Below are 14815 nucleotides of genomic sequence, written 5' to 3'. Positions count from 1 at the left end.
CGACATGGGCAAAACGGTTGCTAGGCAAAGGTCTGGCGATTAACAGAGTTCAAGGTTTCGCGTTGACGCGTCGAAGAGGCGTTAAATCGCCCGGATAAAGTGAGGGGAACCCGTGGGGGCCTGGATCGATACTCTGAACGCCGCGCTTGAGCGCTATCTTCCTGAACGCCGTCTGTTTCTCCGCTCGGAGACGACCACTCGTTTCGTCCGGCTGAAACCCACGGCGCAGGCGGTGATCCTGACAGGCACCGTCGCCTACATGGCCTGGAGCCTTGTCGCGACCTCGATCCTGTTCTTCGAAATACTCGGCTCGAACGACCTGCGCGAGAATACCCGCCGCGAGCAGACCTATTTCGAAACCCGGCTCAACGACATGGCCGCGCAACGCGACCGCGCGCTGGCTGAAGCCCAGCAATCGCATGCCCGTTTCGGCGAAGCGATGGACCGCGTGGCGCATATGCAGGCCACGGTGATGGCGGGCGAGCAGCGCAATGCGGAACTGGCGCGCGGTATCGACGCGCTGCAGGCGACGCTGAGCACGGCGCTCGATGAACGCGACGACGCGCTGACGCGGGTGGCCGAACTGGAAGCGCTCGACGCCAATGCCCAGCTTGCCGATGCGAACGAGAATCTGGGTGAGGTTCAGCAGACGCTGGACTTCGTGCTGACCGCCTTGGACCGCACCGCCGCCGAGCGCGAAATGATCCGCGGCATGGCCGAGGGCGCCACGCGCGAAGCGCAGCATCTGGCGCTGGAATACCGGCTGATTCAGGACCGCAACACGCGCATCTTCACCCAGCTTGAACAGGCGGTCGAAGCGTCGATCCAGCCGATCGAGCGGATGTTCAACGCGGCGGGCCTGTCGAGCGAGACGTTGCTGCGGCAGGTGCGCGCGGGTTATCAGTCGCAATCGGCCTCGCTGCAGCCGATCTCGATCTCGACCTCGGGCACGCTGGACCCGGCGAGCGACGAGGTGCGCGCCAATTCGGTTCTGGCCGCGCTGGAAGAAATCGACATGTATCGCATCGCGCTGGCCCGCACGCCCTTCGCATTGCCAGTCAACGGGGCGCGGATGACCTCGCCTTTCGGCTACCGCACCGACCCGATCAATGGCGGGCGTCGCCTTCATGCCGGGCAGGATTGGGGCGGCTCGCGCGGGACCGCGATCCATGCCACGGCGGATGGCGTCGTGACGTTCGCCGGTCGCCAGAGCGGCTATGGCAACATGATCACGATCCGCCATGACTTCGGGTTCGAAACGCGTTATGCGCATTTGAGTAGTATCGCCGTGAGCGAGGGCCAAAGAGTCTCGCGCGGGGAGCGTATCGGTGGTATGGGCTCGACAGGCCGCTCCACCGGGACGCATCTGCACTACGAAATCCGTGTCGGCGGCGATCCCATCAATCCCATGACCTACATAAGGGCAGCACAGAATGTTTTCTAAGAGCAGGATCAACGAGACCGCCGCTCGTCCTGAAGCGGCGCGTCCGACCGAATCGTCTTCGCCCGCGCAACCCTCTTCCGCGTCGCGCCCCAACATGGACTTCGGCGGCTCTGCCGCGCCCGGCGGGGCTCCGAAAAGCAAGCCGGCTGCCTCGGTCCTGTCGGCCGATCTGCAGATCTCGGGCAACCTGCGCACCTCGGGTGATGTGGTCATCGAGGGTGTCGTCGACGGCGATATCCGCGCGCATCTGCTCACCGTGGGTGAAAGCGCCACAATCCGCGGCGAGATCGTCGCCGACGACATCGTCATCAACGGCCGCGTCATCGGTCGGGTTCGCGGGCTGAAAGTGCGCCTGACCTCGACCGCGCGTGTCGAAGGCGACATCATCCACAAGACCATCGCCATTGAATCGGGCGCCCATTTCGAGGGATCGGTTCAGCGTCAGGACGATCCGCTGGCGCAGGCCTCGCAGTCGGCGCCGAGCGCCAGCTCGGGCAATGCGCAGCCGCAGGCCTCGTCCTCGCCGCGCCCGGCGCAAAGCCCGGCTCCGGCCGCCGCTGCCGCGCGCCCTGCTTCGGCCCCGTCCGGTGCGTCTTCGTCGGCGCCCAAAGCGCCTGTCGACAGCAAAGCCGGCGGCAAGTAAGCCGTCATACGGGTTATGTGAATTTGAACGGGGGGCCACAGAGGCCCCCCGTTTTTCGTTTCTGGCCTCAGCGCGTCAGCTTGGGGGCAGAAGGCGCCGATACAGGTGCCATGTCGCGTGGCCGAAAACCGGCAGGACGACGAAAAGGCCCAGAAACAGCGGCACCATGCCGACAAACAACGCCACGGCGATCAGCGCGGCCCAGCCGATCATCGCCGCCGGATTGCGCGTCACGCAGCCAAAGCTGGTGATCATGGCGGTGATGAAATCGACCTCGCGGTCCAGAAGCAGCGGCAGGCTGACCACCGTCAGCGCGTAGAACATCGCCGCCATCACGCCGCCGATGACCGATCCGACCAAGAGCATCATCAACCCATTGGCGCTGAGCAGCATCGACAGGGTCGAGCCGGTGATCGGCGTCAGCCCGAAGAACAGCGCGAAGATGGTGTGGGCGATGAACACCCAGAACATGAAGACCAGCAGGATGAACATCGCCATCGACGGCACCTGCCGGTCCTTCTGCGCGAAGACGATGGCAAAGACCGAGCGCAGGCTCAGCGGCTCGCCCGTCTCCAACCGGCGGCTGACCTCGTACAGGCCGGTCGCGGCGAAGGGGGCGAGGATCGGGAACCCCACGGCAATCGGGATGAACCAGTATTCGGCAGCGGCAGCCGAGAAAATCGCATACATGATCAGCCCGCCCAGCACATAGACCGCGCTGAAGACGAGGCCGTAGAGCGGCGCGCGCGTGAAGTCGCGCCAGCCAAGCGCCAGAACCTGTCTCAAATCTGCGGGCGCGAGGGATTGAGGCTCGGGTATGGGGGATGGCTGTGACGCCAGCCCCGGCGGCGGGTCGGGTTGGATCTCGGTCAAGGTGGTCGCCTCCCAATGCTCGTTCGCGCAAGGGAAGGCTACCTAGCTTGCAAGACCGGATCAATCGCGCCGAACGCGCATGCCCGCGTTCAGTAGCGGTAACCGGCCGTCCGCAGACATTGCGCGTTGTAAAGCGCGTCGCCCGCCGTGGTGGTGTAGCGGCAGCGCCCCGGCAGATTGCGGAAGCCCGCATCGCGCAGGCAATCGGCCCAGTAGCCATCGCGGTGGCCGTCGCCCTGCCGGTAGGTCATGGCGCAATGGGCAGGCAGGGGATCGGCGTATTCGGCGGGCGGATGACCGACGGGCGGGCGGAAACCGGGCCACCACGGATGCACCGGGCGCACGGGATGCCGGGGCGGACGGATGTCGCCGCAATTGCGACCAGCAGGGCAGGGCCTGCCGCAATACAGGTCGAAACAGCGGGTCGGATCATTGATCGCGAAGCCGGGGCCATTGGCGAAAGCGGTGCCCGGGCTGGTCATCGTCACGGCAGCGGCAAGGGCGAGAAGCGGAAGGGTACGGGACATGGGAACTCTCCGAGCGCGGGGTCAAGAGAAGGCTCTTCCCATCATGCCAAGCCGAAGGGGTTCTGGATAGGGCAACACACGCAGAGTTGACGCTACCCGGCACCCGGCAACCTCAGGGGTAGCGCTGTTTCGGGCAGAACGGCCCCCCCGAAAGCCACTGAAAGAATATTTCGCATTCGTGTCCGGGAAAAAATGAACCTTTGGAGGGTTTCAATCGTTCTTACGGTAACACCGCCCACAAAAGGGCGCAGAAATCCGGAGACCGATCCATGAACCGCACCCAGACGAACCGTCCCGCTCTCGATATCTACGACGACCTGATGGCGATCTCGCGTATCGAGGCGTCGATGGCCGTGAAGACCCGCCGCAAGGCTCAGCCCGCCAAGGATTTCAGCCGTCTTGGCGCTTACCTGCCGGGCATCAAGCTGTAACACTTACCCCTGATCGGCCCGGTGCCCGTGGTAACAAGCCCGGGCGCCCGGCCTGAGGGAGAGGGGGGCGCCCTCGGTTATTCTTCGCCCTGGGCGTCGGCGCGGCTTTTACCCGAGACCTGCATGGCCAGCGTGGCAGCCATGAATCCGTCCAGATCCCCGTCCAGAACGCCCTGCGTATCCGAGGTTTCGTGCTGCGTGCGCAGGTCTTTGACCATCTGATAGGGCTGCAGGACGTAGCTGCGGATCTGGTTGCCCCAGCCCGCGCTGCCCTTATTTTCATGCGCCTCGTTGATCGCCGCGTTCCGCTTGTCCAGCTCCATCTGATACAGCCGCGATTTCAGCGCTTTCATGGCGATATCGCGGTTCTGGTGCTGGGACTTTTCCGACGACGTGACCACGATCCCGGTCGGGTGGTGGGTGATCCGCACCGCCGAGTCGGTGGTGTTGACGTGCTGACCACCGGCCCCGGACGAGCGGTAGGTGTCGATGCGGATATCGGCGGGATTGACCTCGATATCGATATTGTCGTCGACCACCGGGTAAACCCAGACCGACGCAAAGGACGTCTCGCGCGTGCCCTTGCCGAAAGGCGAGATTCGCACCAGCCGGTGCACGCCCGATTCCGATTTCAGCCAGCCATAGGCATTCGGGCCGCTGATCTTGTAGGCGCAGGATTTGATCCCGGCCTCGGCACCGCCTTCTTCCGATTGCAGTTCGACCTTGTAGCCGGCTTTCTCGGCCCAGCGGACATACATCCGCTGCAGCATCGACGCCCAGTCGCAGGCCTCGGTCCCGCCGGCGCCGGCGTTGATCTCAAGGAAGGTATCATTGCCGTCGGCCTCGCCGTCGAGCAGCGCTTCCAGTTCCTTGGCGGCGGCTTTTTCTTTCAGCGCGTTGATGGCTTGTTCGGCCTCGGCCACGACTTCGGCGTCGTCTTCCATCTCGCCCAACTCGATCAGCTCGACATTGTCGTTCAGATCGCGGCTGATCGCGTCATAGGTGCCCATCGCGTCCATCAACTGCTGACGCTCGCGCATCAGTTTCTGCGCGCGGACGGGATCGTTCCACAGGTTTGGATCCTCGATCATCGCGTCGAATTCTTCCAGCCGGTGGGCGGCGGTCTCGCGATCCATGCGCTGTGCGAGCAGGGCCAGCGATTTCTTGATCGCTTCGACGCTGTTCTGGGTTTCTGCGCGCATTCAGGTCACCTGTGTCAGCAAAAAGGGATATCGCCAAAGGCGAGGGGGCCGCGATGGCCCCCGGGAAGTCTTCGGACTGATATAATGCCGCGCGCGGGCAGGCAAGGGCAGGGCAGAGATCCGCGCTTACTCGATCTGCTGCATCTCGTGCACGGCGGCGAGCACCTCTTCGGCATGGCCCTTGACGCTGACCTTGGGCCAGATCCGCGCGATATTGCCCTGACCGTCGATCAGGAACGTGGCGCGGGTGATGCCCATGAAGGTCTTGCCATACATCTTCTTTTCGCCCCAGACGCCGTAGCGTTCGCAGATATCGCCTTCGGCATCCGAGACCAGCGTGACGCCCAGATCGTATTTCAGCCCGAACTTTTCCAGCTTGGCGGGCGCGTCTTTGCTGACGCCGATCACCTTGGCGCCGAGTTTCTTGAAGTCGTGGCCCAGCTCGGTGAAATCCTTGGCCTCTTGCGTGCAGCCCGGCGTGTCGGCCTTGGGGTAGAAATACAGCACCACGGGCTGGCCGCGGAATTCCGACAGGGTGATCGTGGCGCCATCCTGCATGGGGGCGGTGAAATCGGGGGCTTGGTCGTCGATGTCCATGGGAGACTCCTTCGTCGTCTCCTAAGTTGTAGTCGAAGTGCCGCGGCGTTAAAGGGCGGCAAGCGGAAATTTGCGGAGAGACCGCATGAAACTGAGCGATTTCGACTTCGACCTGCCCGAAGAGCTGATTGCCACGCGGCCTGTGAAGCCGCGCCCGGCGGCGCGGCTGCTGCTGGCCGAGGGGGAGGCGATCGCCGACCGGCATGTCCGGGATCTTACCGAGATCCTGCAACCGGGCGACCGGCTGGTTCTGAACAATACACGCGTGATCCCCGCTCGGCTGTTCGGCACGCGGACGCGGGCGACGAAAGACGGCTCGGGCGTGGCGCGGATCGAGGCTACTCTTCTGAACCCCGAGCCCGCAGGTGGCTGGCGCGTACTGGCCCGGCCGTTGCGCAAGCTGGCGCTCGGTGACCGCGTCGATTTCGGCGCGGGCCTGACCGCCACCGTCAGCGCGCGCGACGAGACCGAGGCCGTGCTGGATTTCGACCTGAAGGGCCCTGACTTCGACGCCGCGCTCGACGCGGCGGGGCGGATGCCGCTACCCCCCTATATCGAAAGCCGCCGCCCCGCCGATGCGCAGGATGCCGAGGATTACCAGACCGTCTTTGCCCGCGCCCGTGGCGCCGTCGCGGCCCCGACCGCCAGCCTGCATTTCGACGCATCCTTGCTCGACGCGCTCAGGGAAAAAGGCGTCGCGTTTACCGAAGTTACGCTGCATGTCGGCGCGGGGACTTTCCTGCCCGTGAAGGTCGAGGATGTGACAACCCACCGGATGCATGCCGAGTGGGGCGAGGTCACGCCCGAAGCCGCCGACGCGATCAACGCCACAAAGGCCGCAGGCGGCCGGGTGATCCCGGTCGGCACGACGGCGCTGCGCCTGATTGAAAGCGCGGCACGCTCGGGCCGCGTCGAGCCCTGGCGCGGTGAGACGGATATTTTCATCTATCCCGGCTTCGAGTTCCACGCGACAGACGGGTTGATGACCAATTTCCACCTGCCCAAATCGACGCTGCTGATGCTCGTCTCGGCCCTGATGGGCAAGGAGCGGATTGACGCGATCTATGCCCATGCCGTGGTTTCTGGCTACCGTTTCTTCAGCTACGGCGACGCCTCGCTTCTGTTGCCCCGGCGCGACTGAGTATTTGTGGCAGAATGAAAGAGGCGGGCCGGGCTAGACCACCGTATCGCGGTCGGTTTCGGTCAGCAGCCAGTCCTTGAAATGGGCTGTGGCGGGCTTGGGCGTGGCATCGGGTTCGACGAACCAATAGCCGAAGCCCGTCGATGTCTCGGGGCCCAGCGGCACCAGCGCGCCGCTGTCGAGCTCGGGCCGGATCAGGAAAGCGGGCATCAGCGCGACACCCATTCCCGCCGCCGCCGCCTGCGCCAGCGTTGCCACCTGTTCAAGCCGCATCGACGGCGCGGGCAACGCGCCGCGCTGCCCGCTATGCGCCCACCAGTCGGGCCAGGCCTGCGGCCGCGTCGCCAGCGCCAGAAGCGGCTGCCCCGCGACGCCGGGCGTGCCGGGCGCGGCGACCGGGATCACGCGCTCTTCCATCAGCAGCGTCAGTCTCGCGCCGGGCCAGTCTCCGCGCCCCGAATGGATGGCCGCATCAATGCCAGCACCGGCAAGATCGAACTGACCGATCCGCGTGGTGACATGCAGCGTGATCTCGGGGTGGCGGCGCACGAAGCGGGGGATGCGCGGCATCAGCCAGCGGGTGCCGAAGGTGGGCAGGATCGCCAGATGCAGTCCGGGTTCGGGCGTCTGGCCAAGCGCCTCCATCGCGCCCTGTCCCAGCGTGTCGAGGGCCGAGCGCACGGCGCGGGCATAGGCGGCGCCGGCCTCGGTGAGCCGCGCGGCGCGCGCGCCGCGCGTGACCAGCGCCACGCCCAGCTGTCCTTCAAGCTGCGCCACCTGCCGCGAGACCGCGCCCTGCGTCTGCCCCAGATCGCGCGCGGCAGCGGTAAAATTCCCGGTCCGCGCGACAGCGTCAAAGGCCAGAAGCGCGGGCGTATTGGGCAGAAGGCGGCGTTGAAGCATTCCATTCCCTCATAGTTCTATGCCGATTTATCCGTTTTTCGCGCCGCTGTCTCATGGTATTTCGACCCATCCCCAAAACTGAGAGGCCCCCATGTCCGATCGCCCCAAGCTGAAGCCCAAAGACGCCCCCGACCTCGCCCGGTTCCAATGGGACGATGCCCTGCGTCTCGATACCCAGCTGACCGAGGACGAGCGCATGCTGCGCGATGCCGCGCGCGATTTCGCGCAAACGGTGCTGCAGCCGCGCGTGATCAAGGCGTTCCGCGAGGAAACCTCGGACCCGTCGCTGTTCCCGCTGATGGGCGAGGCCGGGCTTCTGGGCGTCACCGTGCCTGAGGAATATGGCGGGCTGGGCGCTGGCTACGTGACCTATGGTCTGGTCGCGCGCGAGATCGAGCGCGTCGATAGCGGCTATCGCTCGATGATGTCGGTGCAAAGCTCGCTGGTGATGTACCCGATCTACGCCTATGGCTCGGAAGAGCAGCGGCAGAAATATCTGCCCGGGCTGGCCTCGGGTCAGCTGATCGGCTGTTTCGGTCTGACCGAACCCGATGCCGGTTCGGACCCGGCGGGGATGAAGACCCGTGCGGTGAAGACCGAGACCGGCTACCGCCTGAACGGCTCGAAAATGTGGATCTCGAACGCGCCCTTCGCCGATGTTTTCGTGGTTTGGGCCAAGTCCGAAGCGCATGGCGGACGCATCCGCGGCTTCGTGCTGGAAAAGGGGATGCAGGGGCTCAGCGCGCCCACGATTGAAGGCAAGCTCAGCTTGCGCGCCTCGACCACCGGCGAAATCGTGATGAACAATGTCGAGGTGGGCGAAGACGCCTTGCTACCCTATGTCGAGGGGCTCAAAGGTCCGTTCGGTTGCCTCAACCGCGCGCGCTACGGCATCGCCTGGGGCGTGATGGGCGCAGCCGAATTCTGCTGGCACGCGGCGCGCCAATACGGGCTCGACCGCAAGCAGTTCGACAAGCCGATCGCAGGCACGCAGCTGTTCCAGAAAAAGCTCGCCGATATGCAGACCGAGATCACCCTGGGCCTGCAGGCGGCGCTTCAGGTCGGACGCCTCCTGGACGAGGCGCAGGGCGCACCCGAGATGATCAGCCTGATCAAACGCAACAATTGCGGCAAGGCGCTGGATATCGCCCGCGTCGCGCGCGACATGCATGGTGGCAACGGAATTTCCGAGGAATTCCAGGTCATCCGCCATATGGTGAACTTGGAAACCGTCAACACCTATGAGGGTACGCATGACGTCCATGCGCTAATCCTCGGCCGCGCGCAGACGGGATTGCAGGCGTTCTTCTGACGCTCGGCTTTTCATTCTGCCCGAAATACTCTCGGGGGGTGAATTTGCCAGATGGCAAAGAGGGGGGCGGAAAGCCCCCCTTCCTCACTCCGCAGCCCGGCGCCGCTGTTTGAGCAAGGGCGCAAGATAATGGCCGGTATGGCTGCCCGCGACCTTGACCACCTCTTCCGGCGTCCCTTCGGCCACGATCTGACCGCCGCCATCACCGCCCTCAGGCCCGATATCGATGATCCAGTCGGCGGTTTTGATGACGTCGAGATTGTGCTCGATCACCACAACGGTATTCCCCTGCTCGACCAGCTCATGCAGCACTTCCAGCAGCTTGCGCACGTCTTCGAAATGCAGGCCGGTGGTTGGTTCATCGAGGATATACAGCGTCTTGCCGGTCGACCGGCGGGCCAGTTCCTTCGACAGCTTGACGCGCTGCGCCTCGCCGCCCGACAGCGTCGTCGCCTGCTGGCCCACCTTGATATAGCCCAGCCCCACGCGCATCAGCGCGTCCATCTTCTCGCGGATCGACGGCACGGCGGTGAAGAAATCCTGTGCTTCCTCGACCGTCATTTCCAGCACGTCGGAAATTGATTTACCCTTGAACAATACCTCGAGCGTCTCGCGATTGTACCGCTTGCCCTTGCAGGTTTCGCAGGTGACATAGACGTCGGGCAGGAAGTTCATTTCGATCTTCAGCACGCCGTCGCCCTGACAGGCCTCGCAACGCCCGCCCTTGACGTTGAACGAAAACCGCCCCGGCTTGTAGCCGCGCGCCTTGGCTTCGGGCAGCCCCGCGAACCAGTCACGGATGGGACCGAAGGCGCCGGTATAAGTGGCCGGGTTCGAGCGCGGCGTGCGGCCGATGGGGCGCTGGTCGATATCGATGACCTTGTCCAGGTGTTGAAGCCCCTGAACGGTTTCGCAGGGCGCGGGAGTCTGGCGCGCACCGTTCAGCCGCATGGAGGCGGTCTTGAACAGCGTCTCGATGGTCAGAGTCGACTTGCCGCCGCCAGACACGCCCGCAACGCAGACGAACTTGCCCAGCGGGAAATCCACCGTCACGTCGCGCAGGTTGTTGCCGTTGGCCTTGACCACGCGGATATGCTTGCCGTTGCCCTCGCGCCGAGTGGCGGGCACGGCGATCTCTCGCGCGCCCGACAGGTATTGCCCGGTCAGGCTGACGGGATCGGCGGCGATTTCTTCGGGCGTACCCTGACTGACGATGCGCCCGCCATGGACGCCCGCGCCGGGGCCGATATCCAGCACGAAATCGGCGGTACGGATCGCGTCCTCGTCATGTTCGACCACAAGCACCGTGTTGCCCTGATCGCGCAGGTTTCTGAGCGTGGTCAGTAGCCGGTCGTTGTCGCGCTGGTGCAGGCCGATGGACGGCTCGTCCAGCACGTAAAGCACGCCGGTCAGCCCCGAGCCGATCTGGCTGGCCAGACGGATCCGCTGGCTTTCACCGCCCGACAACGTCCCCGCCGCGCGGCTCAGCGTCAGGTAATCGAGGCCCACATTCACAAGGAACCCAAGACGTTCGCGGATCTCCTTAAGGATCGCGGTAGCAATCTGGTTTTTCTGCTTCGACAGGTGGTTGGGCGCGTCCTCGATCCAGGTCAGCGCGTCGCGGATCGACATTTCCGAAACCTGGCTGATATGCAGCCCGGCGATCTTGACCGCCAAGGCTTCGGGCTTGAGACGCGCGCCGCCGCAGGCCGAGCAGGGGCGGTTGTTTTGATACCGCTCGAATTCCTCGCGGATATAAGCGGAATCCGTCTCGCGCCAGCGGCGTTCCATGTTGGGAATGACGCCTTCGAAAGCGCGGCTGACCTTGTAGACGCGGCCGGAATCGTCGTAGCGGAAGGCGATCTCTTCGCCGCCCGAGCCATGCAGCAGCACCTCTTTCGCCGCGTCCGGCAGGTCGCGCCACGGCTTCTTGGCGTTGAATTTGTAGTGTTTTGCCAGCGCCTCGATGGTTTGCAGGAAATAGGGCGTCTTGCCCTTGCGCCACGGTGCGATGGCGCCGTCTTCCAGCCGCAGCATCGCATCGGGCACGACAAGCCGTTCGTCGAAAAACAGCTCGACGCCGAGCCCGTCACAGGCGGGGCAGGCGCCGAAGGGCGCGTTGAACGAAAACAGGCGCGGCTCGATCTCGGGGATGGTGAAGCCGCTGACCGGGCAGGCGAAATTCTCGGAGAAGGTGATGCGTTCGGGGTCTTCGCCCTCGGGGGCCGAGGCCATTTCCAGCACGGCGATCCCGTCAGCCAGATCCAGCGCGGTGCGGAAACTGTCGGCCAGCCGCGTTTCGATCCCCTGACGCACGACGATCCGGTCGACCACGACGTCTATATCGTGGCGGAATTTCTTGTCCAACTCGGGCGGGGTGTCGAGCTCGTAGAAGGTGCCGTCGACTTTCACGCGCTGGAAACCCTGCTTGCGCAGTTCCAGCATTTCCTTGCGGTACTCGCCCTTACGGTCGCGCACGATGGGCGCCAGCAGATAGGCGCGGGTGCCGTCTTCCATCTGCAGCACGCGGTCGACCATGTCCTGCACCTGCTGCGCCTCGATGGGCAGGCCGGTGGCGGGCGAATAGGGGGTGCCGGCGCGCGCGAACAACAGGCGCAGGTAATCGTGGATCTCGGTCACCGTGCCGACGGTCGAACGCGGGTTCTTCGAGGTCGTCTTCTGCTCGATGGAAATCGCCGGGCTGAGGCCAGCGATATGATCGACATCGGGCTTTTGCATCATGTCGAGGAACTGACGCGCATAGGCCGACAGCGATTCCACGTAGCGACGCTGACCTTCGGCATAGATCGTGTCGAAGGCGAGCGAGGATTTTCCCGAGCCCGACAGCCCGGTCATCACCACCAGTTTGTCACGCGGGATATCGACATCGACTCCCTTGAGATTGTGTTCGCGCGCGCCGCGGATTTCGATGAACTTCTGTTCCGCCATGTTTTTTCGCTTCCGGCTCGTGTCGTGTTGCGGCCCTCAGCGCGAGCCTTCGGCGCGAAGATAGTGCACGCGCGGCGAGTCTCCAATGGGCCGCAGTGAACAAATAGTAAACTTTGACGGTTCCAGCAGGCGCCCGGACAGATTTTTCCGCCCTGCAGCGAAAGACAAATTCCGTATCTTGAATATTTTCGCCCGGCTTGCTATCTCACACTCAACCGATCCTGTTCATCCCTGCGGAGCCTGACGATGTTCAACCTGTTTTCCTCGCTTATGGGCGGCGCGTCCGCTGTCGATCCCGCCGAGGCCGTCAACGCGGCGAGCGCCAATCGCGCGCTGATCATCGATGTGCGCGAAGAGGCCGAGACGCGGTCGGGCAAAGCCCAGGGCGCGCTGAACCTGCCGCTGAACCGCCTGCACCTGACGGCCGACCCGGCGTCTGGTCATTTCGACAAGCGGCTGGCGGCGGCGCGCAAGGCCGGACATCCGCTGTATCTGTATTGCGCCTCGGGCGCGCGGTCGGGCCGGGCTGCGGGGATCCTGAAGCGGCACGGCTTTGTAGAGGTGTATAACCTCGGCAATCTGGGCGCATGGCAGCGGGGCGGCGGCAAGGTCGTGCGCTGATCTCCGCCTGACCCGACCGGGATCGAAGGATCCTGTTGACGAGCGTGCCGATCATCTGGTTTAGGCGGGACTTCGTTTGCACGGTTCGGGCAAAGCGTTGCCGAGATGCCGCTTTTCAGCCTTCACGTTACTGTAACTGTGCTAGGTGAGAAACGCTTGGACAGACCGGAGCGCCCCAATGCTAAAAGTTCTCGGATCGACTTGGCCCCTGTTGTTCGGGCTGATGCTGCTGATGCTGGGCAACGGCATGCAGGGGACGCTTCTGGGTATCCGCGGCGGGATCGAGGATTTCTCGACCACGCAGATGTCGGTCGTTATGTCGTGCTATTTCGTGGGCTTCCTGTTCGGCTCGCGGCTGGCGCCCGAAATGATCCGCCGGGTCGGGCATGTCCGCGTTTACGCGGCGCTCGGCTCGCTGATTTCGGCGGTGCTGATCCTCTACGCGGCGGCGCCCAACTGGATCGCGTGGTCGGTCATGCGGGTGCTGATTGGCTTCTCGTTTTCGGGCGTCTACATCACTGCCGAGAGCTGGCTCAACAACGCCTCGACCAACGAGACGCGGGGGCAGGCGCTGTCGCTGTACCTGATCGTGCAGATGATCGGCATCATCGCCGCGCAGGCGTTGCTGAATTTCGGCGATCCGTCGGGTTATATCCTGTTCGTCATCCCTTCGGTTCTGGTGTCGCTGTCCTTCACGCCGATCCTGCTGTCGATCTCGCCTGCGCCGGCCTTTGACACGACCAAGCGTCTGAGCTTCAAGGCTCTCTATGAGGCGTCGCCGCTGGGTTGCGTGGGCATGTTCCTGCTGGGCGGCGTGTTCTCGGCGCAATTCGGCATGGCCTCGGTATGGGGCACGCAGGCGGGGCTGAATATCCGTGATCTGTCGATCTTCATCGCCTCGATCTATGTGGGCGGGCTGTTTCTGCAATTTCCCATCGGCATGCTCAGCGACCGGACCGACCGGCGCCTGCTGATCCTTGCGCTGGCGATTGCGGGCAGCGTGGTGCTGATGGTGCCGGTCTTGTTCGACGTGCCCTTCGTGATGATGATCGGCATCGGCGTGCTGATGGGCGGGATCTCGAACCCGCTCTATTCGCTGCTGCTGGCTTATGTGAACGACTATCTCGACAACAGCGACATGGCGGCGGCCTCGGCCGGGTTGATGTTCATCAACGGGATCGGCGCGATTTCGGGCCCGATCGTTACCGGCTGGCTGATGGGCGCCATCGGGCCGTCGGGCTTCTTCCTGTATATGGGCATCATCTTCATGCTGCTCGCAGCCTATGCCGGCTGGCGGATGACGCAGCGCCGCTCGACGCCCGATGCGCAGGGCAGCTACACGGCGATTTCGCCCACGGCATCGGTGGTGACCATCGAAGCGGCGCTCGAACAGACCGAGGCCGAGTCGCAGTCATCCTGAGCGCAAAGACGGGCAGGGGCCGCTTTTGCGCGGCTCTCGCCAACGGGTGATCGATGGCGGGCTTGACCGCCACCCTGCGCTCGGCGCAGGCTGGCGAAAAAGGAGCCCGCCATGACGACCACCGCCCGCGCCGACGCGATCCTCGATTACTGGAACGATCTGGGGCCCGATGGCTGGTATGCCGGAGGTGAGGCGCTGGATGCAGAGATCCGGTCGCGTTTCGAAGAGGACTGGAACACCGCCAATGCCGGCGGGCTGCGCAACTGGATGTCCTGCCCGGACGGGATGCTGGCCTATCTGCTGCTGACCGATCAGTTTCCGCGCAACATGTTCCGGGGTCAGGGCAAGGCCTTTGCCACCGATTTCAAGGCGCGGCGGGTGTCGCATTACATGTGGCTCAACAATTCCGATATGAAGATCCCCGAGCCGCTGCGGCAATTCTGTTACATGCCGCTCATGCATTCGGAAAGCCCGTTCGATCAGGATCGCTGCGTGGCGCTGATGCTTGCCCGGCTGCCCGAAACCGGCGGACCCAATATCGTTCATGCGCGCGCGCATCGGGACATCATCCGCCGCTTTCGCCGCTTCCCCTTCCGCAACGAGGCGCTCGGACGCGAGACCACGGCTGCCGAGGCCGCGTGGCTTGCCGAGGGCGGCTATGGCGCTACCGTTCGCGGGCTTGAAGCGGCTTGATCCCGGACCGCGCGGCGTCATTGGGCTTTTCGGTCCATGCAGGGCGGCTATTCGCCCGG

The 14815-nt window shown here is 64.2% G+C and carries 14 protein-coding genes; 8 read left to right on the top strand and 6 right to left on the bottom strand.

Annotation, left to right across the window (positions count from 1 at the left end; genetic code table 11):
* The first annotated feature begins 112 nt into the window (after positions 1-112).
* Together JI664_RS18015 and JI664_RS18010 are read left to right on the top strand one after the other, a co-directional pair.
* Positions 113-1444 (top strand): DUF5930 domain-containing protein, encoded by a 1332-nt coding sequence (locus JI664_RS18015; protein ID WP_207015156.1) that lies wholly within the window; start codon positions 113-115, stop codon positions 1442-1444.
* Positions 1434-2087, top strand: coding sequence for a bactofilin family protein (locus tag JI664_RS18010; protein WP_207015155.1), 654 nt, complete (start codon positions 1434-1436; stop codon positions 2085-2087). Before JI664_RS18015 ends, JI664_RS18010 begins: the two co-directional genes overlap by 11 nt.
* A 75-nt stretch (positions 2088-2162) precedes the next feature.
* Here JI664_RS18010 and JI664_RS18005 read toward each other — a convergent pair whose 3' ends face one another.
* Together JI664_RS18005 and JI664_RS18000 are read right to left on the bottom strand one after the other, a co-directional pair.
* A complete protein-coding gene (locus JI664_RS18005) occupies positions 2163-2960 on the bottom strand; it encodes a DUF2189 domain-containing protein (RefSeq protein ID WP_286174160.1) in 798 nt (265 codons plus the stop codon).
* 89 nt (positions 2961-3049) lie between these two features.
* The gene (locus JI664_RS18000) at positions 3050-3487 is read right to left on the bottom strand and encodes a hypothetical protein (RefSeq protein WP_207015154.1); all 438 of its coding nucleotides are present in this window, start codon (positions 3485-3487) and stop codon (positions 3050-3052) included.
* A 269-nt stretch (positions 3488-3756) separates the two neighbouring features.
* On the opposite strand from JI664_RS18000, the gene JI664_RS17995 reads away from it, so the two are divergent.
* Entirely contained in the window at positions 3757-3918 is a 162-nt protein-coding gene (locus JI664_RS17995) for a hypothetical protein (protein ID WP_207015153.1), read from the top strand.
* Between the two features lie 77 nt (positions 3919-3995).
* Here JI664_RS17995 and prfB read toward each other — a convergent pair whose 3' ends face one another.
* On the bottom strand, positions 3996-5120 hold the full coding sequence (gene prfB, locus JI664_RS17990; RefSeq protein ID WP_207015152.1) for a peptide chain release factor 2: 1125 nt from the start codon (positions 5118-5120) through the stop codon (positions 3996-3998).
* Between the two features lie 126 nt (positions 5121-5246).
* The gene (gene bcp, locus JI664_RS17985) at positions 5247-5717 is read right to left on the bottom strand and encodes a thioredoxin-dependent thiol peroxidase (protein WP_207015151.1); all 471 of its coding nucleotides are present in this window, start codon (positions 5715-5717) and stop codon (positions 5247-5249) included.
* A gap of 85 nt (positions 5718-5802) precedes the next feature.
* On the opposite strand from bcp, the gene queA reads away from it, so the two are divergent.
* Positions 5803-6858, top strand: a complete 1056-nt coding sequence (queA, locus tag JI664_RS17980; RefSeq protein WP_207015150.1) for a tRNA preQ1(34) S-adenosylmethionine ribosyltransferase-isomerase QueA — start codon at positions 5803-5805, stop codon at positions 6856-6858.
* Between the two features lie 33 nt (positions 6859-6891).
* Here the strand turns inward: queA and JI664_RS17975 are convergent, their stop codons facing one another.
* A complete protein-coding gene (locus JI664_RS17975; protein ID WP_207015149.1) occupies positions 6892-7761 on the bottom strand; it encodes a LysR substrate-binding domain-containing protein in 870 nt (289 codons plus the stop codon).
* 91 nt (positions 7762-7852) lie between these two features.
* Here JI664_RS17975 and JI664_RS17970 point away from each other — a divergent pair, with 91 nt between their 5' ends.
* Entirely contained in the window at positions 7853-9073 is a 1221-nt protein-coding gene (locus JI664_RS17970; protein WP_207015148.1) for an acyl-CoA dehydrogenase, read from the top strand.
* Between the two features lie 84 nt (positions 9074-9157).
* Here the strand turns inward: JI664_RS17970 and uvrA are convergent, their stop codons facing one another.
* Positions 9158-12022 carry an excinuclease ABC subunit UvrA gene (gene uvrA / locus JI664_RS17965; protein ID WP_207015147.1) on the bottom strand — a complete coding sequence of 955 codons (2865 nt, stop codon included), beginning with the start codon at positions 12020-12022 and terminating at the stop codon, positions 9158-9160.
* A gap of 246 nt (positions 12023-12268) precedes the next feature.
* Between uvrA and JI664_RS17960 the strand changes: the two genes are divergently transcribed.
* From JI664_RS17960 to JI664_RS17950, 3 genes are all read left to right on the top strand, one after another.
* The gene (locus JI664_RS17960; protein ID WP_207015146.1) at positions 12269-12643 is read left to right on the top strand and encodes a rhodanese-like domain-containing protein; all 375 of its coding nucleotides are present in this window, start codon (positions 12269-12271) and stop codon (positions 12641-12643) included.
* A gap of 178 nt (positions 12644-12821) precedes the next feature.
* A complete protein-coding gene (locus JI664_RS17955) occupies positions 12822-14063 on the top strand; it encodes an MFS transporter (protein WP_207015145.1) in 1242 nt (413 codons plus the stop codon).
* Positions 14064-14174: 111 nt separating this feature from the next.
* Positions 14175-14756, top strand: coding sequence for a DUF924 family protein (locus JI664_RS17950; protein WP_207015144.1), 582 nt, complete (start codon positions 14175-14177; stop codon positions 14754-14756).
* The last annotated feature ends 59 nt before the right edge of the window (positions 14757-14815 follow it).

It is taken from the genome of Rhodobacter sp. NTK016B (assembly GCF_017303295.1).
In the GTDB taxonomy this organism is placed as follows: Bacteria; Pseudomonadota; Alphaproteobacteria; order Rhodobacterales; family Rhodobacteraceae; genus Pararhodobacter.
This window is presented reverse-complemented; position numbering and strand designations above follow the sequence as displayed.

Coding starts and splice junctions, on each gene's coding strand:
- queA (WP_207015150.1), top strand. CDS start 5,803: ATGAAACTGAGCGATTTCGACTTCGACCTGCCCGAAGAGCTGATTGCC.
- JI664_RS18010 (WP_207015155.1), top strand. CDS start 1,434: ATGTTTTCTAAGAGCAGGATCAACGAGACCGCCGCTCGTCCTGAAGCG.
- JI664_RS17950 (WP_207015144.1), top strand. CDS start 14,175: ATGACGACCACCGCCCGCGCCGACGCGATCCTCGATTACTGGAACGAT.
- JI664_RS18000 (WP_207015154.1), bottom strand. CDS start 3,487: ATGTCCCGTACCCTTCCGCTTCTCGCCCTTGCCGCTGCCGTGACGATG.
- prfB (WP_207015152.1), bottom strand. CDS start 5,120: ATGCGCGCAGAAACCCAGAACAGCGTCGAAGCGATCAAGAAATCGCTG.
- bcp (WP_207015151.1), bottom strand. CDS start 5,717: ATGGACATCGACGACCAAGCCCCCGATTTCACCGCCCCCATGCAGGAT.
- JI664_RS17960 (WP_207015146.1), top strand. CDS start 12,269: ATGTTCAACCTGTTTTCCTCGCTTATGGGCGGCGCGTCCGCTGTCGAT.
- JI664_RS17970 (WP_207015148.1), top strand. CDS start 7,853: ATGTCCGATCGCCCCAAGCTGAAGCCCAAAGACGCCCCCGACCTCGCC.
- JI664_RS17955 (WP_207015145.1), top strand. CDS start 12,822: ATGCTAAAAGTTCTCGGATCGACTTGGCCCCTGTTGTTCGGGCTGATG.
- JI664_RS17975 (WP_207015149.1), bottom strand. CDS start 7,761: ATGCTTCAACGCCGCCTTCTGCCCAATACGCCCGCGCTTCTGGCCTTT.
- JI664_RS17995 (WP_207015153.1), top strand. CDS start 3,757: ATGAACCGCACCCAGACGAACCGTCCCGCTCTCGATATCTACGACGAC.
- uvrA (WP_207015147.1), bottom strand. CDS start 12,022: ATGGCGGAACAGAAGTTCATCGAAATCCGCGGCGCGCGCGAACACAAT.